The following is an 18,053-nucleotide window of genomic DNA, read 5'->3' as shown; positions in this document are numbered from 1 at the left end:
CGTCAGAGGCCGCGCCGGCGAAGGGCCAGCCACAGGTGCGCGGCGACGTCCGGATCGTCGACGCTGACCCCGAGCAGCCGCTCGGCCACCGCCATGCGATGGCGCAGCGAATTCCGGTGGACGTTGAGCTGGCGGGCCGTGTCCTCCCAGTGGCCCCGGTGGCGCAGGTAAGCGGCCACGGTCTCCAGCAGCTCGGCGCGGCGGTACCCCGCCAGCGCCTCGACCCAGGCATCGGCGCGGGCTTCGTCGTCGGCCGCCAGTTCCACGAGCTTGCCCGCAGGCGCCGCGACCGCGGCACGGTGCACCGCTGACATCGCCGCCGCCACGTCCGCCAAGGCGAGGGATTCCGTCCAGGCAGCACCGGTCTCCGCGCCGCCGGAGGCAGCTGCTGACGTTGACGTTGACGTTGACGCAACCTTGGCGGCGGCGGCGCCCGCGTCGCCGCCCGTCCAGGCCAGAAGTTCCGCGTCGGCTTCCCCGTCTGCCTGCCAGCCTGCCGCTCCCTGTTCCGTGAGCCCGGCATCCAGCAGGAAGTAGGCCACCCCGTCGTCGCCAAAGCGCAGCGCACAACTGGCCAGCGCCGTCGCCGGCGAGCCGCCGCCGTCGGCCGGTCGGAGCCGGGACACCGCGCCGGCGAGCGCGGCGAGGGAATCCGCCGTCCCCATCCGGGCGGCCAGCACGCGGACCCGTTCCGGCAGCGGTCCGAGGTTTCCGTCGGCGGCTACCAGCCGTGCTGCCTCCACCTGGCCGCGGGCAATCAGCTTGGCTGCTACGGAACCCAGCACCGTCGTCGTCCCCAGCAGTTCGTCGCGCTGTTGGGCCTTCAAAGCCAGCAGGACGCAGACCGTCGTGATGATCTGCCGGTCGGCCTTGGTCAGGGTCCGGCCGGGGCCGATGGCGAGGAAGCCGTCGATCCGCCGTCCGACGAGGATCGGATACTCGACGACGGGAGCGCCGTGCAGCCAGAAGGTAGCGGCGGAATGGGTGCCGGCAACGTTGAGTCGTGTGGTTTCCAGTCTGAGGTGCGGCAGCAGCGGCCGCGCACTGGCCGGCCAGACGGTGGCCTCCGTCCCGTCGTCCGCGGGCATGTAGGCCGCCCAGCCACCCAGCGCCTGGGCCAGCCCCTGCACGACCGATGGCAGGGCATCCGGACGCATGGTCGCGCGGGCCAAAGCTGTCTGCGTTCCAAGGTTCGCAATCAGGTCTGCCTGATCACTCCGCGAGGCCAATTCCCAGAACATCCGCGAGACGTCCAGGAACGGGACGCCGTCGGGGACCACCAGCAGCTCCACGCCCTCGGCGGAGCAGGCCCGGACCAGCTCCGGCGGCACGCTGTCCAGCCCTTCCCCCAGCCCCAGGCCAAGGGCAGCGACCCCTTTGGCCGCCAGCCGCCGCACGTACCCGTCCACGGCAGCGGCACTTCCGCTCAGCGGGATGCCGGTGGTCAGCAGCAGCTCGCCGCCCTCGAGGTAGGCACCAGGGTCTGCCAGCTCGGAAACATGGACACCGGAGAGCTGGATCCCCGGCACCGGCCCGGGGACCGCCGGCCTGAGCGATTCTCCGAGTTCATGGCTGAGCTGGGCGAGGGAAACCATGGACTGATTATCCAACACCACCTGAAGAATTGGGCAGAATATCCGATGACCCCATGCCCACCGCGCGCTTAGCGTTGCCCTATGACCGATGTGCTCACCTCCGCGACCGGCGCGGCCGCCGCCACCCTCCCCCAGACCCGTCACCTGGCGACCACTATCCCCGGCCCCCGCAGCCATCCCACCTCAATACCCTCCCCGTAACTCCCCAGAAGGAAACCCATGTCTTTGGATCATGACCTGACTTCGTTCGAATCCCTGCTCACCGAGGAGGAACGGCAACTGCAGAAGAACGTCCGCTCCTTTGTGGACAGCGCGATCAAACCGAACATCGCCGGCTGGTACGAAAATGCGGTGTTCCCGCTGGAGATCGTGCCCGAGCTGGCCAAGCTCGGCCTGCTCGGCATGCACCTGGACGGGTACGGCTGCGCCGGCCGCTCCGCCGTCGAATACGGGCTCGCCGGCGCCGAACTGGAGGCCGGCGATTCCGGCCTGCGCACCTTCGTCTCCGTGCAGGGCTCGCTGGCCATGAGCGCGATCCACAAGCACGGCTCCGAGGAACAGAAACAAGAGTGGCTCCCGCAGATGGCCGCCGGCGAGGCCATCGGCTGCTTCGGCCTGACCGAACCCAGCGCCGGCTCCGACCCGGCCAGCATGAAGACCTTCGCCCGCCGCGACGGGGACGACTGGGTGCTCAACGGGTCCAAGCGCTGGATCGGCCTCGCCTCGGTCGCCAAGGTCGCCGTGATCTGGGCCCAGACCGACGACGGCGTCCGCGGCTTCGTGGTGCCGACCGACACCGCCGGTTTCAAGGCCACCCCGATCGAAGCGAAGCTCTCCATGCGCGCCTCCATCCAGTGCGACATCGAACTCACCGACGTCCGCCTGCCCGCCGGAGCGCTGCTGCCGAAGGCCAAGGGGCTCCGCGGCCCGTTCGAATGCCTGAACGAAGCCCGCTACGGCATCATCTGGGGCGCCATGGGAGCCGCCCGCGATGCCTGGCAGACCGCGGTCGACTATTCCAAGGAGCGGATGCAGTTCGACAAGCCGCTGGCCGGCTACCAGCTCACCCAGGAAAAACTGGTCAACATGGCACTGGAAATCAACAAGGGCTTCCTGCTCGCACTGCACCTGGGCCGCCTCAAGGACGCCGGACAGTTGCAGCCCCACCAGATCTCCGTCGGCAAGCTCAACAACTGCCGCGAAGCCATCGAAATCGCCCGCGAATGCCGCACCATCCTCGGCGGCAACGGCATCACCCTGGACTACTCGCCGCTGCGCCACGCCAACAACCTCGAATCCGTGCGCACCTACGAAGGCACCGACGAGGTCCACACCCTGATCCTCGGCCAAAAAATCACCGGCATCCCCGCCTTCCGCTGACACGCAAAAGGTGCGCCGGCGGCCTCCGCTCAGACGGTTTCGACCCCGTGCAGCACCTCGGAGGCGTAATCCATCACAGCACGTGCCCGTGCGCTCAGGGCCACGCCGTCGGGCCAAACGGCCACCACCGAGGTCCCGCCTGCCCGGGGCACCAGAGGCCTCGAGACAATCGGCAAACCTTCGGTGGTGACCGGAATCTGGTTCGGCCGTGACATCAGCAGGCTGTAGCCGAGGCCGCGTCCCACCAACGCCCTGACCAAGTCGATTTGCGGCACCTGGGCCGCCAGCGTCGGCGTGAGGCCCCGTTCGCTGAACATCAGCTGTGTATACCCACTGCTGGGCACCGATTCGAGCATGATCAGCGGCTCCGGAGCGAGTTCGGCCAGATCCAGTTCGGCCTTGCCGGCCAGCGGGTGGGACTGGGCCAAAACGGCCATCACCTCGGTGCGATAAATGATCTTTCGTTGCAGTCCCGCGGGCAGGCCTATGTCATAAACGATGGCAGCGTCCAAGGCACCGGTCGTCAGCGACGGCAACAGGTCGCCGTGATCGCCCACCGTAATGCCGATCTCCACTCCCGGATGCTGATTCCCGAAGCCCTCCAGCACCGAGGGCAGTACGTTGCTGGCCAGTCCGATATAGCAGCCGAGCGCCACCGGTCCCCGCAACTGTCCGTCGACTCCGGCCAGCTCGCTGACCAGCCCATCGGTTTCCTTCAAGATGTTCCGGGCCCGGCCGGCGAGGTACTGCCCCGCCGGCGTGAGCCACATGCCCTTGGCCTTCCGGCGCACACACAGCTGCTCGCCCACCGCTGCCTCCAGCTCGCTCAACGCGTGCGAGAGCGCCGACTCCGAAATATGCAGGGCGGCCGCCGCCGAGCTCAGCGTCGGATGATCGGGCAGGGCCGCAAAGAGTTCCAGCTGACGCAGGGTGAACTTGGGCAAGATGATATTCCTAAGAGATCGAAGAAGTTGTGCTGATATCCACAGTTTACTAGCAGATACCCGCCGGGTGACACTGGACACATCCACTGAGTTCGAAGGAGCAAGCCATGACTACCGGCGTCGGACAGTGCCCGTTCGGGTTTGGCACCAGCACATCGGAAGGGGTCCGGCCCTCCCCCCTTGCCGTTGCGGCAACACCGAGTGCTCCCGCCCCACCTTCCGTTCCAGCCCCATTTCCCGTTTCCGCCACAGCACCCGATGCCGCGACACCGGCGGCTCCCGGAGCCGTCCGCGCAGAGTCGTCGGCTCCTGAAAGCCGGGCGTCCGCCCCGGCGGACTGGGTGCGGCCGGCGGACCTGATGGAGGATCCCTACCCCACGTACCGCCGCCTCCGGGAAGAGGCACCTGTTGCGTGGGTGCCGTCGCTCAACCGGTTCCTGGTGACTAGCTACGCGGGATGCCATGCGGTGGAGATGGACCAGGAGATTTTCAGTGCCAACGTCAGCGGCGCCACCATGAACCGCGCCCTCGGCGGCCAGCCGATGCTGCGCAAAGACGATCCGGAACATGCCGCCGACAGGGCCGCGATCAATCCGGTGCTGCGCCCCAAGAACATCAAGGATGCGTGGGCGCCGGTCTTCGAACGCAACGCCCGCCTGTTCCTGGATCAGGTGGAGGAAGCCGGCCCCGACCGTGCCGACCTCAACCGGGACTACGCCGCGCCGGTCGCCTCGAAAAACCTGATCGACCTGCTCGGCCTCAAGGACGTGGCTGTTGAACAGATGCGCCGCTGGTCGCATGATTTCATCGCCGGAGCCGGGAACGTCCTCGACGACCAGAGCATCTGGGACCGGTGCGATGCTTCGCGAGCCGAACTGGATGAAATCCTCGACGAGCTCATCCCGTTTTACCAGCGGCATCCCGACGCCTCGATGACGTCCGCGCTGGCCAACAGCGGACTGCCGTTCGAGAACGTCGCCGCCAACGTCAAGCTCACGATCTCCGGCGGCATGAACGAGCCGCAGCACATGGTGACCAACATGGTGTGGGCGCTGAGCCGGCATCCCGAGCAGCGCCAGGCCGTACTGCAGGATTCATCGCTATGGCCTGCCGTCTTCGACGAAGCCGTCCGGTGGCTCTCCCCCATCGGCATGTATCCGCGGCAGACTACCCGGGACACCACCCTGTGCGGTGTCGAGTTGCCCGCAGGCGCCGGCATCGGCGTCGTCGTGGCCTCCGCCAACCGCGACACGGCGCATTTCGGTCCCAGCGCCGGAGACTTCGACATTTTCCGGCCGAAGACCTCCCACTTGGCTTTCGGCAGCGGGGTTCACCTGTGTGCCGGACACTGGGCCGCGAAGTCAGCCATCGGACAACTCGCCGTGCCCCTGGCCTATGAGCGCTTCCCAGGCCTGCGCACCGACGAAAGCCGCACCGAGACCTGGGACGGCTGGGTGTTCCGCGGCCTGACCAGCCTGCCCGTCACCTGGAACTAGGAAGAAGGACCATGGCAAAGATCAGCTTCCACCACTCCGACGGCAACGTGGACGTGCTCGACGTCGACCCCGGCACCTCACTGATGCGCGCCGCCGTCACCAACGGCGTCGACGGCATCGTCGGCGAGTGCGGCGGCCAGGCCATGTGCGCCACCTGCCACGTCTACGTCCGCCCCGAATACCTCGACGGCCTGCCCGAAATCGGCGACGACGAAGACGAAATGCTCGACTGCACCGCCGGCCCCCGCGACGAAACGCGCAGCCGGCTCGGCTGCCAGATCACCGTCGGTGACGGCCTCGAACAGATCGAAGTCGACATCCCCGACGACCAGATCTGAGGCAGCACAGAACGATGGCGGTGTTCGGCACGCGCACGGGACCGCCCGTGCGCGTGCTGACCCGTCCTGGCGCCCGGAGTGCGGTGGGGCAGCGGTAGGGAAACCCGACTTTCGTCGATATCATCGCCATATGACGATGCAACGGGAACGGACTGCCGGTCGAACGGGCGACTTGGCACCGGCGGCCGCTTTGTTCCACAGCCTTTCGGACCCCACCCGGCTGACCATCCTGCAGCACCTGACCACGGGCGAGCACAAGGTACGGGAGCTGACGGAGCACCTCGGCCTTGCCCAGTCCACGGTCAGCGCCCACTTGGCCTGCCTGAGCGACTGCGGCCTGGTCACCTCACGCCCGGTGGGACGGGCGTCGATGTACTCGCTGACCACCGAACCCGAGCTGCTCGCCGCCCTGGCGTCAGCCGAACAACTGTTGAAGGCCACCGGCTACGCCGTCGAACTGTGCCCGACCGTCGCCGGCAGTCGGGCCGCCGCGGAGGCGCTGCCAGGTGTGGCGCCCTCATCCGAGGCGTCGGCGTGAGCGGCCACCACCATCATGCCGGGCCGACGCACCGCGGCCGACTGGCCATAGCCTTCGCCATCACCGCCTCCATTCTGGTCGCCATGGTGGTCGGCGCCTTCGTGACCGGGAGCCTTGCACTGCTGGTGGACGCCGGGCACATGCTCACCGATGCCGGTGGCCTCCTGATCGCCCTGATCGCCGCTTCGCTCATGGTCCGCCCGCACACCCCGCGCCGCACCTGGGGGTACCTCCGGATGGAAGTCCTGGCCGCGGGAGCCCAGGCCGCGGTCCTGCTCGCGGTCGGAATCTACGCGCTGGTGGAAGGTGTCCAGCGGCTGTTCCACCCGCCCGAAGTCAGTTCGGGTGGCCTGCTGGTCTTCGGCATCATCGGCCTCTTGGGGAACATCGCCGCCATGCTGGTGCTCAGCGCCGGCCGGAACGCGAACCTCAACTTGCGGGCGGCTTTCCTCGAGGTGGTCAATGACGCCCTCGGCTCCGTCGCCGTCATCGCCAGCGCCGTCGTCATCGCCACCACCGGGTGGACCCAGGCTGACGCACTGGCCGCGATGCTGATCGCCGTCCTGATCGTCCCGCGCACGATCAAGATCCTCCGCGAGGCGGGCAGCATCCTGCTGGAAACCGTGCCGAAGGGGCTGGATCTCGAGGACGTCCGCCAACACATCCTGGAAGTGCCGCACGTGCTGTCGGTCCACGACCTGCACGCCTCGCGGATCTCCTCCAACATCCCGGTGCTCAGCGCGCACGTGGTGATCGAGGATTCCTGCTTTGTGGACGGTCACGCCCCGCAGGTCCTGGACCAACTGCAGCAGTGCGTGGCCGAACACTTCGAGCTGAGCGTGGAGCACTCCACCTTTCAACTGGAGCCCGCAGGCCACGTGGAGCACGAGCACCCGGGCCACGACTGACCTAAGGCCCGGTCCCGCCTGTCCCGTAGATGAACTCCTCGGCGTGGGCCACGGCCTTCTTGAACGAGTCGTTGCGTAAGGCCGCCTGTTCCGGGCCGCCGTTGACGCTTTCCGTGTAGTTCGTGAAGCCCGGGCGCAGCGCCCAGATGCCGCCGGCCGGCGGCAGGTAGAACACGGCGAAGGACCGGTGTTCGCCGTCGTCGTCCTCCCACACCGGGACGACGGCGACTGCCGCGCCGGTATCGACGTTGATCCACTGCGCACGCGGACGCGGCTGGCCTTCTTCGAAAACGCTCGGGTCCAGAAACGGCGCGGTCCCCGGCCCCCAACGCTCCTCGAACCGTTCATGGAAAATGGGAAACAGGTGATGGTCATACCGACGCCAACTGGAAACAGGCATTGATCCTCGCTTCATCGAAAGGGGAATAGCAGCCACTCAGGCCACACGGTATCCTCGGGCTCCGCTCGTGGGAAGCCGAGGTAGACCGGATCCGCCACCTGCATGGCCGGCCGCACTCCGGGCGCGGGACGGGGACGCGTCCTGGGCGTCGCGGGCCGTCCCGGCGAAGACGCCTGCCCGCCGCCGGACGAAGCCGTCGCCGTTCGGTCGCGCCTGCTGCCCACCCGGCGCCCGCGGTCGTAATCTGCCCGGCGGCCCACGTCTCCCAGCACGGAGTAGGCCTGCAGGATGGCACCCATTGCCAGGCCGTCGGCGCGCGACCGCGGCGCATCGCCGTCGTGCTTCAGATCCGGGTGATGCACGCGCAGCAAGGACCGGTAGGCGCGCCTGATGTCCGCATCGCTAGCATCGGGCGCCACGCCCAGGATGGCGTAGAAGTCGGCGTCGCCCATGCTGGCCTCCCTCCTGCTGCCGGAAGCTTACGCCGCTCATGGCCAGCCGGTGGTTCCGCCCGGGCCCGGGCGTAACCACCGGCTGCGATCCCACAGGTCAGGCGTCGATCATCTGCTTGGTGTCTCCGCCTTTGATCTCGATCTTGCGCGGCTTGGCCTGTTCGCGGATGGGGATCCGGAGGGCCAGCACGCCGGCCTCGTAGTTCGCCGTGACCTTGTCAGTATCAAGCGTGTCGCCCAGGATCAGTTGGCGGCTGAACGTGCCGCTGGGCCGTTCGGCGGCAACGACTTCCTTGCCGTCCTCGATCTTGGACTTGCGCTCCGCGGCAACCGTGAGGACATTGCGTTCCACGTCCAGGTCGATGGTGGACGGATCGACGCCGGGCAGGTCGAGTTCGACGACGAACTCCTCGCCTTCGCGCCACGCATCCATCGGCATCGCCACCGGGCGTGCCTGGTTTCCGAAGACCTGCTGGGTCAGGCGGTCCAGCTCACGGAAGGGATCAGTTCTCATCAACATGGCAGCCTCCTTCAGTTCTTCTCCTTGGCGCTCACCTAAATCTATGTTCGAGCGCATAGATATTATGACTCTGCGCTACTATGTTTGCAAGTCGGTTTTTGGAGGAATCTTGGCAAGCGAGAAGAAGCAGCCGCGGACGGACAAGGGCGTCTACGGCATCTCCGTGGTCTCCGACATCGTGGGCGTCGGAGAGCAGACCCTGCGCCTGTACGAACGCCGCGGCCTGCTGGAACCTGAGCGCACGGCGGGCGGCACGCGGCGGTACAGCCAGGACGACGTCGACCGCCTCCGCCGAATCGGCGAACTCGTGGACGACGGCGTGAACCTGGCCGGCGTCGGCAAGGTCTTGGAGCTGGAAGAGGACAACGCTTCGCTGCACCGGCAGCTCAAAGCGGCCAAGGAACGTGCGGCCGGACGGGAGCAGCCCGAGGAACCGGAGGAAACCACGCGGCCGGCCTGAACGCCTCCCCTCCCCGGGGACCCGGAGTATGGTCGACACCGGGGCCTACTCCGGAGCCGAACAAAGGACCACGCCCATGGGACTGCGAAGCGCGCTGTTCGCCGCGCAATATGATGCCGCCATTCGCCGCGAACCGGCGGAGCTCGCGTCCCACCGCACCGCCTTGCTGTCCGGGTTGAGCGGAATTGTGTACGACGTCGGTGCCGGCACCGGCGCGAATCTGCCCTACTTCCCGCCGGGGTGCTCCGTCACGTTGGTCGAGCCGGACCCGAACATGCGCAAACGGCTCGAGTCCCGGGTGGGGTCCCACTCCGCAGCGGTTCGCGTCGTGGATGCGGTAGCCGAGGACTTGCCGGCCGAGGACGCCAGCGTGGACGCCGTGGTGTTCACCCTGGTGCTGTGCAGCGTCCCCGACCAGACGGCGGCTCTGGCCGAAACCAGGCGCGTGCTCAAGCCGGGTGGCAAGCTTCTCTTCCTGGAGCACATCCGCGGCCCGGGCGCGCACGGCAAAGTGCAGGACCTGCTGCGGCCCGTGTGGTCGTTCGCGGCACAGGGCTGCGAGCCCAACCGGAACACCGCGGCGGCCATCGCTGCCGCCGGCTTCAGCGTGGCCGCGCAGGAGGAGTTTGCCGTCGGCCCGGCATGGCTCCCGATAAATCCAATGGTGGCGGGCACGGCAACGCCCGGAGCCAACCGCTAGGCTGTCTCCGGGCGCTGCGCGGCGCGGCCGCTTTTAGGCGGAAGCGTTAGTTACCCGAATCCCCCGAGCTTGTCCTTCATGCCGCCCAGCTTCTCGCCCAATCCTCCGGGGAGCTTGCCGAGCAGCGCGTCGACGTCGATGCCCAGCCTGGACAACAGCCCCGAGTCGCGCTCGGTGTCCACCTTCTCCGGCAGTTCTGCATCTGCCGCAACTGCCTGGTCCTCTTTGCCCTGCTGCTTGAGGAAATCGATGATCTGCTGCTTGTCGATCTGCATGGGTTTTTCCCTTCGCTAGCGTGTCAGCGTACTGTCCACTTTCCTCGCGGCGGGCACCTGTGGCAAGGGCTCAAGACGGCGGCAAAGGCCGGATGCCATACTGTTTGGACTCCACAGCGCCGTGGAAACCTCGTGGACAGGAACGCATGACATGGCTGGGCATTTCGAAGTGATCAAGGCGCCCGACGGCGGCTACCGGGTCAGGATGCTGGACGGTAAGGGAAATCTCATGGCCGAGTCGGTGACGTATCCGTCCCTCCAGGAGGCCAAGGACGGCATCGAACTCGCACGTGAAATCGCCGGTACCGGCCGCGTTATCGACCGGACGGACGACACAGCAAATACCTAGCCGGGGCAGCTGACTGCTTCGTTGCTCACCGTGCCACCGCCCTGCCTGCCGCGTAAACGTCCGCCGGCATCGGCCTCTGCAGCTTCCAAGTGATCGCGATCGGCTTCTCCCCCGAGTGCTGCACGTAATCGACCTGGCCCAGACATGTGTAGGGCATGGTCATTCCGACATCATCTTTTGCATGCTCTCGTGTAAACAGAACAATCTGTGACCCGTGCGCTTTGCGGTCGAGGTACCGCCGCCCGACCGGGCTCGTGGTGGACGCCGAGTTCTGTGATTCCCAGTGGAACAAGTCCTCACTCAGCGCATAGTCCTTGTACATGGTGGTGGCCGAGTGATTCTTTTCGTCCTTGTTCAAGGTGACAAAAAGGCGTCGGTAGCTATTTCCGGGCTCCAGGCAACACCCTCCCTGTGCTGCGCGTTCCGCCCGCCGAGCTTGGCGATGCCGAGGGCTGCCAGCACTTCTTCACGGCGGTATGTGGCGTGGGAGTACATGGGTAGGTGTTGTAGGCCTAGTCCGAGCCCCTTAGGCATGTGGCGGGCAGCCTTTACGCCGAGCTTCATCAATTGGCTAATCTCCGAGCAAGCGTAACGATAGGCCCGCAACTGCTCGAAGCCGTCGTCGTACTTTTCGAAGTCTCCACCATCAGGCCAGAGGGTAAAGAAAAGCATCCGGGCCAGGGTCTTCTCTCGCTCCCCCAGGTCTTCGTAAGGCACGCCGGCTGGGGAAACGAGCGCAGTGTATGTCTCAGCCCGTTCAGGATCATCGACATGCATCAGCGCGGTCATCTTTTTGAGTACAAGTTGCTCCTCGAAAAGTGACCGGCCCTCGCGGTGAACGGGCGGCTGCACGCCGGCTTCGATCAGCCCGGCCTCACGGATCAGCGACGTCCAGGAGTCACCGGTTTTCCGGTATACCTCCGACGCGTCCCTGCCGGACTCGCGCAGGTAGTCCTCCAGCAGGACCTCGGCATGTGACCGTACGTCGGCGACCAGCTGGTTGCGGTTGAACCTCAGCTGGGATCTGATGTTGTCCAGCACGCTCCGCTGCGCCACCCGATCCAAGATGATCTGGCAGCCCGAAGGCAAGAGCGGAAACTCCTCCTCGATCTGTTTCACGAGGCCTGCCCGACTGGTTCCGGTCAGCGCCCGGAACTTGGGGGCAAATCGGAATTCGCGGCGCTGCTGGCCGATGAAGTCCAGAACTGTCAGGACGGCCTTATCCTCGGCTCGCCGGAGGCCGCGGCCGAGCTGCTGGAGGAAGATGGTCGAGCTTTGCGTCGGACGCAGCAGCAGGATCGTGTCAACTTCCGGCACGTCCAGGCCTTCGTTAAAGAGGTCGACGGCGAAAATGCAGTTGATCTCCTTGCTCCGAAGATTGGAAAGGGCTGCGGCCCTGTCCTCGCTGGTCGTGTCGCCTGAGACGGCCACAGAAGTGATGCCGGCGCCGTTAAAAACCTTGGACATGTAACGTGCGTGCTGGACGGAGACGCAGAATCCTATGGCTCGCATCTCCGTGGTGCTGAGCACTTTATCGCGCAGTTCCTTAATGACCTTGGCCGCACGGGCGTCGTTGCCCGTGTACAGGACGCTCAGTGCCTGGAGATCGTAGTTGCCCCGCTTCCATTCCACCTGGCTCAGGTCGACGTCGTCCGCCAGTCCGAAATAATGGAATGGAACCAACAGGTCGGCATCCAATGCGTCCCACAGGCGAAGTTCGCTTGCTGTGCGGCCGCCAAAGAACGCCTCCGCGACGTTGACGCCGTCGCCGCGCTCCGGGGTGGCGGTCAGCCCAAGCAGTTCCTGCGGGCGAAGGTGGTCAATGATCCGCCTGTACGTCGGTGCCTCTGCGTGGTGAAACTCGTCGATGACAACGACGTCAAAATGCTGGGGGGAGATCTGTTCGACACCTTTGGATCCAAGAGACTGAACGCTGGCAAAGACGTGTTTCCATTGGGTCGGCTTATCATCCCCGACGTAGAGTTCGCCAAATGAGCCGCTCTGCGTAACGGCTCGGTACGTGCGCAGGGCTTGCTCCAAGATTTCCTTCCGATGGGCGACGAACAGCAGAGTAAGCTGGCGGCCGGCTTGGTTGCAAAGCTGCTGGTAGTCCAGGGCAGCGACAACCGTCTTGCCGGTGCCCGTAGCTGCCACTACCAGGTTTCGATGGTGGCCGTGGATTCCGCGGGACGTTTCAAGCTCCTCCAACATCTCAACCTGATGCAGATGTGGCTGGACCTCCAGCCCAGTGGCTCCCATGGGCTGCATCGCGGTGGTGCCGCCGTTCCGCAGCAGGGCGGCGTCGAGCCTTTCGGCGTCGGCATCCGGGTCATAGGGGACGAAAGCCCGCTGCTCCCAATAGCTGTCAAACGTGACTTCGAACTTGTTCAGCAGCGCAGGCGTTGTGACAGACGACAAACGGACGTTCCATTCCAGTCCGTCCAGGAGGGCCGGTCTGCTCAGATTGGAACTGCCCACGTAGGCCGTATCGAATCCAGTGTTGCGGCGGAAAAGCCATGCCTTGGCGTGGAGCCTAGTGGCTTGGGTTTCGTAGCTGATCCGCACTTCTGCCCCGTGTCTGCGGACCAGCTCATCAACCGCACGGCGTTCGGTGGCACCCATATAGGTGGTGGTGATAACGCGGAGGGGGACACCGCGTTCTACGAGCTCATCGAGTGCCGCCTCCAGAAGACGCAGCCCACTCCACTTGATGAAGGCGCTGAGCAGGTAGACGGCATTGGCCGAGGCCATTTCGGCACGGAGTTCTGCTGCCAGGTTCGGATCGTCCTTGCCATTCGTTAGAAGTGCAGAATCCGATAATGCGGTAAGTGGACGACGAAGGTTTCGACGTCGCAGTTTCTCCGGTGCATGAAGCGAAAGAAGTTGCTGCGGGCCGTCCTTGATCGAGTCTTCTGCCTGGATAACTTCTAACATCCTGTTGGCAAGTGCCAGCCGGTCCTCCGGCTTCGCCGCCGCTAATGCATTCCTGGCGGCCTCACCAATATGTCTTGAAAGGATCTCTGTGGCGTCAGCAGCGTCTACTAACTCGAAGTTCGTCTGGTAGTCCGGCAAGTGCTCTAAACGGCGGGACAGCGATTCGGTGTGGAGGACCTCATATAGACCTTCTTGTAGTGCGTCGGCTTCTCGTCCCCCAATGAATGCGTTCACCAAGCCAGGGTAGATGAGCGTAGGGACATTTTCTTGTGCGACGCCCGGCATCATTGTGTTTATTCAACAATGGCTCACGATTCTGACGGAGAAGAAGGCTTAGCAATACACGGCGACTGACCGTCGAGGGCAAGATTGCCTGTCGCGATTGACGGGACGACGTTGCCGGTTTTGCGTCCGGTGTCGGCGAAGTGGTGGGCTTGGACGATGTCGTCGAGGTCGTAAGTTCTGTCGATGACTGGGCGGTACTGACCGGATTCTGCAAGGTAAACCAAATGTTTGAGGTCGTCGGCCGAGTACTTGCTGCTGACGACGACCTGCTTGCCGCTTTTCCGCGTGCGGCTGGATGCCAGGAGCATCGCTTTGAGGTCGGCGATGACCAGCAACAGGGAGCCGCCTCGGTTTAGGGACGGTTCGACTCGCTCGAAGGGTGCGTTGCCGAGGCAGTCCATGATCACGTCGTAGGTCTTGCCCTCCTTGGTGAAGTCGGTCCGGGCGTAGTCGATGACCCGGTCGGCGCCAAGCGAGGCGACGAGCTTGGCGTTGGCGGCACTGCAGACGCCGGTGACGTGCGCGCCGAGCTGTTTCGCCAGCTGTACGGCGGCCGTTCCGACCGCTCCGGAAGCGCCATTGATCAGGACGGTATCGCCCGGCTGGAGGTCGGCTCGGTTCAGAAAGTTGCGTGCGGTGAGTCCGCCAAAGACAAGGGTCACGGCTTCGTCGAAGCCCATGTTTCGCGGCTTGGCCGTGATTGCGCCGTCCTCGGCCAGGCACACGTACTCGGCATGGCCGCCAACCTTGGCGCCGAGCATTCCCACGACTTCATCGCCGGGATGGAATTTGGTGACCTCGGTGCCCACGGACGCCACCTCACCGGAAAAGTCCATGCCGAGGACCTGGTTGCGTGGCCGGAAGAGGCCGAGGCCCTTGGCGGCCAACAACCCCAGTCCTTTAGGAACGTCGCGGCCCCTGGAACGGTAGTCGGCGGCGCTCACCGTGCTCGCGTGGACTTTGACCAGCACATCGCGTGGACCGGGCGAGGGCTGCGGCACCTCGGCCACGCTAACAACCTCCGGCGGACCAAACTTCCGGTATACCGCAGCCCTCATCGGGAAGCTCTGGCTTCGAGGGGCATTGGACTTGCCGGAAATCCGCCGTGTGTGTGCAGAGCGGTGGGCGCGGCGGCGGATGAAGTACTCGGCCACCGCAAGGTTGAGCAGCCAGGCCGCCCCCATAAGCACTGCACGGCTCAGTTCGTTGGTCGGGCCCACTAGGAGAATCCACGGGATGGTCACCAGGGCTTGCGTTCCGGCGGCGATTCCGATCGCATAGCCGCGGGCCATCCAGGCACCGTGGGCGGCGAAGTTGCGCCGCTTGATCGCAAGGATGCCCAGGATGATGCTCGCCGTCATGGCCGTGCCGAACACCAGGCGAAGGACGAGCAGGATGACGCCGTCGTCGGGCGGGAGGTCGTAGAAGACGGACATCCAGAGGCCGGAGAGGGCAGCGAACAGGCCGGACGGGATGAGGACCACCCCGGCGATGCGGTGCCAGCTGCGCCGGCCTCGCTTGCCGCGACGGAGCGAGGGCACGAACTGGAATGCCCCGACCAGGCTGTAGACGCTGGCCGCAGGGATGTGGATCAGCACGGGAACGGGCGAGTCGAAGAATCGCTCGTTGGCAGGCGTCACCGGCGCTCCCCCGGTCAGCTCGGCCACGCGTATGGATCCGAAGATGACCGGGATAAGGCTGACAAAGATCAAGCCGGCAGGTATGAGCCAGCGGCCGCGGGGCCGGCGCCCGGAGGCCTCGGTGACGGCGATGGTTTCTGCAGCCATTGTTGATTCCCCCAAGTCTTGGGTGTACGGTGTACACCTCGTGATCTAAAGCTAGGTGTACGTTGTACACTTGTCAAGAGATATCTGCCGTCAGAAAGGGTGGTCCTGATGGCTCAGCAGGTGGAGTCCGCACGCCGCACCCCGCTGAACAGGGAGCGGGTGTTGAGCGCCGCCGTCGTTCTTGCCGACGAAGCCGGCGTCGACGCCCTCAGCATGCGCAAGCTGGCCCAGGAACTGGGCGTGGTGCCGATGGCCCTCTACAAGCACGTCGCCAACAAGGAAGAACTGCTCGACGGCATGGTCGACGTCATCGTCGGCGAGATCGAGACGCGGCCCAGCGGGACGGACTGGCGGAACGGCGCCCGTGAGCGGGTGTTGTCGGCCCGGGAGGTCCTGCTGCGCCACCCGTGGGCGCGTCAGGTGCTCGAGTCGCGCACGAACAAGACGCCGGTTGTCCTTGAATACATGGACTCGGTGATCGGCATGTTCCGCGCCGGCGGATTCTCGGTCGACCTCACCCACCACGTGATGCATGCCCTGGGCAGCCGCATGTGGGGGTTCACCCAGGAGCTGTTCGACGACTCGCAAAGCGCGCCCGCAGACGTTCCGCCGGAGATGCTGCGCGCGATGGCCGAGCGGTATCCGCATATCGCCGAAATCGCCATGGCGGGCGCCCACGACGAGGGGTCCGTGGTGGGCCAGGGCTGCGACGACCAGTTCGAGTTCGAGTTCGCGCTGGACCTCCTCCTCGACGGATTCGAGAGGCTCCACCAGCAGGGATGGACGTCGGCCCGGCGGTCCTGAGTCCCGGGGTCTGAGCGCGTGACTCCTCAAGCCCGGCCTAGTGCGAGCCGCGGAGTCTTGTCGGTCCATTGTGCTCGACATGCGCCAGCCTCTACGGTGAATGAACCGCAATCCGAACCGCAGGAGCGGGCATGGGCAACACCCGCGAACGGATGGGGCGGACGCCGTTGCAGTTTCGGACCGCCTTCACACTCGCCTGCGCGGCCGCTTGCCTCCTCGGCGTCGGAACCTGCTCGGCGGCCTTAGGAACCTGGCCTGCGGCGTCTGCGGACGGCGGCGCGACAGCCACCGCGACAGCGGCACCGGCGCCCCGGCTTCCGGGCCGCGGTGCGCCCGACCCGGCCTATGCGGCAGTTGACGCCTACTTGCAAGACCAGATTGACGCCCTCGGGATTCCAGGAGTCTCCCTCGCCATCATCAGAGACGGCGGACTGGTGCACCAGGCGGCGTTCGGCAGCGCCGATGACTCGGGGCGCCCCATGACCGCCCAGACGCCGGTTCTTCTGGCGTCGACCAGCAAATCCCTGACCGCCATTGCCGTGATGCAGCAGGTGGAGGCCGGCCTGCTGGAGCTGGACGAACCCGTGCGGACCTACCTGCCGTGGTTCAGCATGCGTGACCACCGCGCGGCGGCCATCACGGTCCGCCACCTGCTCCATCAGACCAGCGGGCTGTCCACGACAGACGGCTCGGCTTACGCAGCATCGGATACCCAGGATCCTGCAGCGCTGGAACAGGGCGTGCGGGATCTGTCCGACGCCAGCCTGGCCAACCCGCCGGGGGCAACGTTCGCCTACTCCGATGCGAACTACAACGTCCTCGGCCTCTTGGTGCAGACCGTTTCCGGCCAGCCCTTCGGGGACTACATGCAGGACCACGTGTTCACGCCGCTCGAGATGGCCAACACCCACACCACGCGGGCAGCTGCGCGCGCGGATAACCTGGCGTCGGGCTACTCGCTGTGGTTCGGCACCTGGTGGCGACAGACGGACGTGCCGGCCGCGGTAACAGGGATGCCCTCGACCGTGATGTACTCTTCGGCCCAGGATCTCGGCCACGAGTTGATCGCCCTGCTGCACGGCGGCGCCTACCTGGACCGCCGCATCCTCCGGCCGGAAAGCGTGGAGACGCTGCTGACGCCCCGGGTCCGTGTGGACGAGTCCAAAAGGTATGCCATGGCATGGTTTGCGCGCCCCCTGCTGGAATCCACCCACCCGGACGCCTCGCCCGCAGCGGACGGCGACCTGCCGTTGCTGCTGGAGCATCAAGGCGAATGGGGCAACACGCACACCTATCAGGCCATGGTTCCGTCCTCCGGGCTGGGCCTTGCCCTGCTGATCAACGGGAACGACACGTCCGCGCCGTCCCGGCTGCAGGCGCTGGACAGCAATGTCCTGCGGATTCTCCACGGACAGCCTCCCGAACCCCTAGCCGCGGACGAGGACTGGCTGCAGCAGTACGGCTGGGCCGTCGCCCTGGCGCTGCTGCTCGCCGAGCTGGCGAGCCTGGCGCTGGCGCTCCACGTCCTGGCGCGGAAACGCATCGGCCCGCGCCGCGGCGGCCCTGCCACCACGGCCGGAGCCAGCTCCGCAGGCACGCGCGGAAACGACCCGGTCGGCAGGGCCCGGTACCGTGGAGTGATTGTGCTCTGGGCCGCCGGGGCCCTGGCCCTCGACGCGTTCCTCGTCTGGTTGGGATTCGTTTACGCACCCGCCCGGTTCGAAACCTACCTGGCCGTCATCATCCGCCAGATTCCCGACGTCGGTGCCGCCCTTGTACCGGCACTGACGCTGGCCATCGTCTGCTCCCTCCCCCGGACGGTTTGGCTGCTGTCCCGGCTCCGGACGCCCCGGCACGCCTCTTGACTAAGCCAAGACGCCCGGGCGAC

General features: G+C 65.9%; 19 protein-coding genes. 10 read left to right on the top strand and 9 right to left on the bottom strand.

Translation table 11 applies throughout. The features are described 5' to 3' along the window. Positions 1-2 precede the first annotated feature (2 nt). Positions 3-1,595, bottom strand: coding sequence for a PucR family transcriptional regulator ligand-binding domain-containing protein (locus AC5RV3_RS13020; RefSeq protein ID WP_494122491.1), 1,593 nt, complete (start codon positions 1,593-1,595; stop codon positions 3-5). A gap of 219 nt (positions 1,596-1,814) precedes the next feature. Here AC5RV3_RS13020 and AC5RV3_RS13015 point away from each other — a divergent pair, with 219 nt between their 5' ends. Continuing rightward, a complete protein-coding gene (locus AC5RV3_RS13015; protein WP_494122490.1) occupies positions 1,815-2,975 on the top strand; it encodes an acyl-CoA dehydrogenase family protein in 1,161 nt (386 codons plus the stop codon). Between the two features lie 29 nt (positions 2,976-3,004). On the opposite strand, the gene AC5RV3_RS13010 is transcribed toward AC5RV3_RS13015, so the two are convergent. Continuing rightward, positions 3,005-3,919: a LysR family transcriptional regulator gene (locus AC5RV3_RS13010; protein ID WP_494122489.1), complete on the bottom strand. Its 915-nt coding sequence runs from the start codon at positions 3,917-3,919 to the stop codon at positions 3,005-3,007. 359 nt (positions 3,920-4,278) lie between these two features. On the opposite strand from AC5RV3_RS13010, the gene AC5RV3_RS13005 reads away from it, so the two are divergent. From AC5RV3_RS13005 to AC5RV3_RS12990, 4 genes are all read left to right on the top strand, one after another. Next, positions 4,279-5,415 carry a cytochrome P450 gene (locus AC5RV3_RS13005; protein ID WP_494122488.1) on the top strand — a complete coding sequence of 379 codons (1,137 nt, stop codon included), beginning with the start codon at positions 4,279-4,281 and terminating at the stop codon, positions 5,413-5,415. 11 nt (positions 5,416-5,426) lie between these two features. After that, complete coding sequence (locus AC5RV3_RS13000) at positions 5,427-5,753, top strand: 2Fe-2S iron-sulfur cluster-binding protein (protein ID WP_494111689.1); 327 nt, start codon at positions 5,427-5,429, stop codon at positions 5,751-5,753. Positions 5,754-5,883: 130 nt separating this feature from the next. Beyond that, complete coding sequence (locus AC5RV3_RS12995; protein ID WP_494122487.1) at positions 5,884-6,291, top strand: ArsR/SmtB family transcription factor; 408 nt, start codon at positions 5,884-5,886, stop codon at positions 6,289-6,291. Continuing rightward, positions 6,288-7,199: a cation diffusion facilitator family transporter gene (locus AC5RV3_RS12990; protein WP_494122486.1), complete on the top strand. Its 912-nt coding sequence runs from the start codon at positions 6,288-6,290 to the stop codon at positions 7,197-7,199. The genes AC5RV3_RS12995 and AC5RV3_RS12990 overlap by 4 nt, the downstream gene beginning before the upstream one ends. 1 nt (position 7,200) lies before the next feature. Here AC5RV3_RS12990 and AC5RV3_RS12985 read toward each other — a convergent pair whose 3' ends face one another. The 3 genes from AC5RV3_RS12985 to AC5RV3_RS12975 form a co-directional block, all read right to left on the bottom strand. Then, entirely contained in the window at positions 7,201-7,599 is a 399-nt protein-coding gene (locus AC5RV3_RS12985; protein WP_494122485.1) for a hypothetical protein, read from the bottom strand. A gap of 11 nt (positions 7,600-7,610) precedes the next feature. Continuing rightward, entirely contained in the window at positions 7,611-8,051 is a 441-nt protein-coding gene (locus tag AC5RV3_RS12980) for a J domain-containing protein (protein WP_494122484.1), read from the bottom strand. A 97-nt stretch (positions 8,052-8,148) separates the two neighbouring features. Beyond that, positions 8,149-8,571: an Hsp20/alpha crystallin family protein gene (locus AC5RV3_RS12975; RefSeq protein WP_493987766.1), complete on the bottom strand. Its 423-nt coding sequence runs from the start codon at positions 8,569-8,571 to the stop codon at positions 8,149-8,151. Between the two features lie 109 nt (positions 8,572-8,680). Here AC5RV3_RS12975 and AC5RV3_RS12970 point away from each other — a divergent pair, with 109 nt between their 5' ends. After that, positions 8,681-9,031, top strand: coding sequence for a MerR family transcriptional regulator (locus AC5RV3_RS12970; RefSeq protein ID WP_494122483.1), 351 nt, complete (start codon positions 8,681-8,683; stop codon positions 9,029-9,031). Between the two features lie 76 nt (positions 9,032-9,107). Further along, positions 9,108-9,731, top strand: a complete 624-nt coding sequence (locus AC5RV3_RS12965) for a class I SAM-dependent methyltransferase (RefSeq protein ID WP_494122482.1) — start codon at positions 9,108-9,110, stop codon at positions 9,729-9,731. Between the two features lie 50 nt (positions 9,732-9,781). On the opposite strand, the gene AC5RV3_RS12960 is transcribed toward AC5RV3_RS12965, so the two are convergent. Further along, positions 9,782-10,006, bottom strand: coding sequence for a hypothetical protein (locus AC5RV3_RS12960; RefSeq protein WP_493978740.1), 225 nt, complete (start codon positions 10,004-10,006; stop codon positions 9,782-9,784). Positions 10,007-10,157: 151 nt separating this feature from the next. Here AC5RV3_RS12960 and AC5RV3_RS12955 point away from each other — a divergent pair, with 151 nt between their 5' ends. Then, complete coding sequence (locus AC5RV3_RS12955; RefSeq protein WP_494122481.1) at positions 10,158-10,355, top strand: YegP family protein; 198 nt, start codon at positions 10,158-10,160, stop codon at positions 10,353-10,355. Between the two features lie 25 nt (positions 10,356-10,380). On the opposite strand, the gene AC5RV3_RS12950 is transcribed toward AC5RV3_RS12955, so the two are convergent. The 3 genes from AC5RV3_RS12950 to AC5RV3_RS12940 form a co-directional block, all read right to left on the bottom strand. Next, a complete protein-coding gene (locus AC5RV3_RS12950) occupies positions 10,381-10,713 on the bottom strand; it encodes a DUF3427 domain-containing protein (protein WP_494122480.1) in 333 nt (110 codons plus the stop codon). Beyond that, positions 10,710-13,523: a DEAD/DEAH box helicase gene (locus AC5RV3_RS12945; RefSeq protein ID WP_494122479.1), complete on the bottom strand. Its 2,814-nt coding sequence runs from the start codon at positions 13,521-13,523 to the stop codon at positions 10,710-10,712. The genes AC5RV3_RS12950 and AC5RV3_RS12945 overlap by 4 nt, the downstream gene beginning before the upstream one ends. A gap of 74 nt (positions 13,524-13,597) precedes the next feature. After that, on the bottom strand, positions 13,598-15,361 hold the full coding sequence (locus AC5RV3_RS12940) for a DUF2306 domain-containing protein (RefSeq protein ID WP_494122478.1): 1,764 nt from the start codon (positions 15,359-15,361) through the stop codon (positions 13,598-13,600). Between the two features lie 108 nt (positions 15,362-15,469). Here AC5RV3_RS12940 and AC5RV3_RS12935 point away from each other — a divergent pair, with 108 nt between their 5' ends. Beyond that, positions 15,470-16,165 (top strand): TetR/AcrR family transcriptional regulator, encoded by a 696-nt coding sequence (locus AC5RV3_RS12935; protein WP_494122477.1) that lies wholly within the window; start codon positions 15,470-15,472, stop codon positions 16,163-16,165. Between the two features lie 131 nt (positions 16,166-16,296). Beyond that, complete coding sequence (locus AC5RV3_RS12930; RefSeq protein WP_494122476.1) at positions 16,297-18,030, top strand: serine hydrolase domain-containing protein; 1,734 nt, start codon at positions 16,297-16,299, stop codon at positions 18,028-18,030. Positions 18,031-18,053: the final 23 nt, after the last annotated feature.

The sequence above is a fragment of the Arthrobacter sp. Y3221114 genome (assembly GCF_059092625.1).
The sequence above is the reverse complement of the archived record's forward strand: the minus strand, read 5'-3'. Positions and strand labels throughout refer to the sequence as shown.

Coding starts and splice junctions, on each gene's coding strand:
- AC5RV3_RS13020 (WP_494122491.1), bottom strand. CDS start 1,595: ATGGTTTCCCTCGCCCAGCTCAGCCATGAACTCGGAGAATCGCTCAGG.
- AC5RV3_RS13015 (WP_494122490.1), top strand. CDS start 1,815: ATGTCTTTGGATCATGACCTGACTTCGTTCGAATCCCTGCTCACCGAG.
- AC5RV3_RS13005 (WP_494122488.1), top strand. CDS start 4,279: ATGGAGGATCCCTACCCCACGTACCGCCGCCTCCGGGAAGAGGCACCT.
- AC5RV3_RS13000 (WP_494111689.1), top strand. CDS start 5,427: ATGGCAAAGATCAGCTTCCACCACTCCGACGGCAACGTGGACGTGCTC.
- AC5RV3_RS12995 (WP_494122487.1), top strand. CDS start 5,884: ATGACGATGCAACGGGAACGGACTGCCGGTCGAACGGGCGACTTGGCA.
- AC5RV3_RS12985 (WP_494122485.1), bottom strand. CDS start 7,599: ATGCCTGTTTCCAGTTGGCGTCGGTATGACCATCACCTGTTTCCCATT.
- AC5RV3_RS12980 (WP_494122484.1), bottom strand. CDS start 8,051: ATGGGCGACGCCGACTTCTACGCCATCCTGGGCGTGGCGCCCGATGCT.
- AC5RV3_RS12975 (WP_493987766.1), bottom strand. CDS start 8,571: ATGTTGATGAGAACTGATCCCTTCCGTGAGCTGGACCGCCTGACCCAG.
- AC5RV3_RS12965 (WP_494122482.1), top strand. CDS start 9,108: ATGGGACTGCGAAGCGCGCTGTTCGCCGCGCAATATGATGCCGCCATT.
- AC5RV3_RS12960 (WP_493978740.1), bottom strand. CDS start 10,006: ATGCAGATCGACAAGCAGCAGATCATCGATTTCCTCAAGCAGCAGGGC.
- AC5RV3_RS12955 (WP_494122481.1), top strand. CDS start 10,158: ATGGCTGGGCATTTCGAAGTGATCAAGGCGCCCGACGGCGGCTACCGG.
- AC5RV3_RS12940 (WP_494122478.1), bottom strand. CDS start 15,361: ATGGCTGCAGAAACCATCGCCGTCACCGAGGCCTCCGGGCGCCGGCCC.
- AC5RV3_RS12935 (WP_494122477.1), top strand. CDS start 15,470: ATGGCTCAGCAGGTGGAGTCCGCACGCCGCACCCCGCTGAACAGGGAG.
- AC5RV3_RS12930 (WP_494122476.1), top strand. CDS start 16,297: ATGGGCAACACCCGCGAACGGATGGGGCGGACGCCGTTGCAGTTTCGG.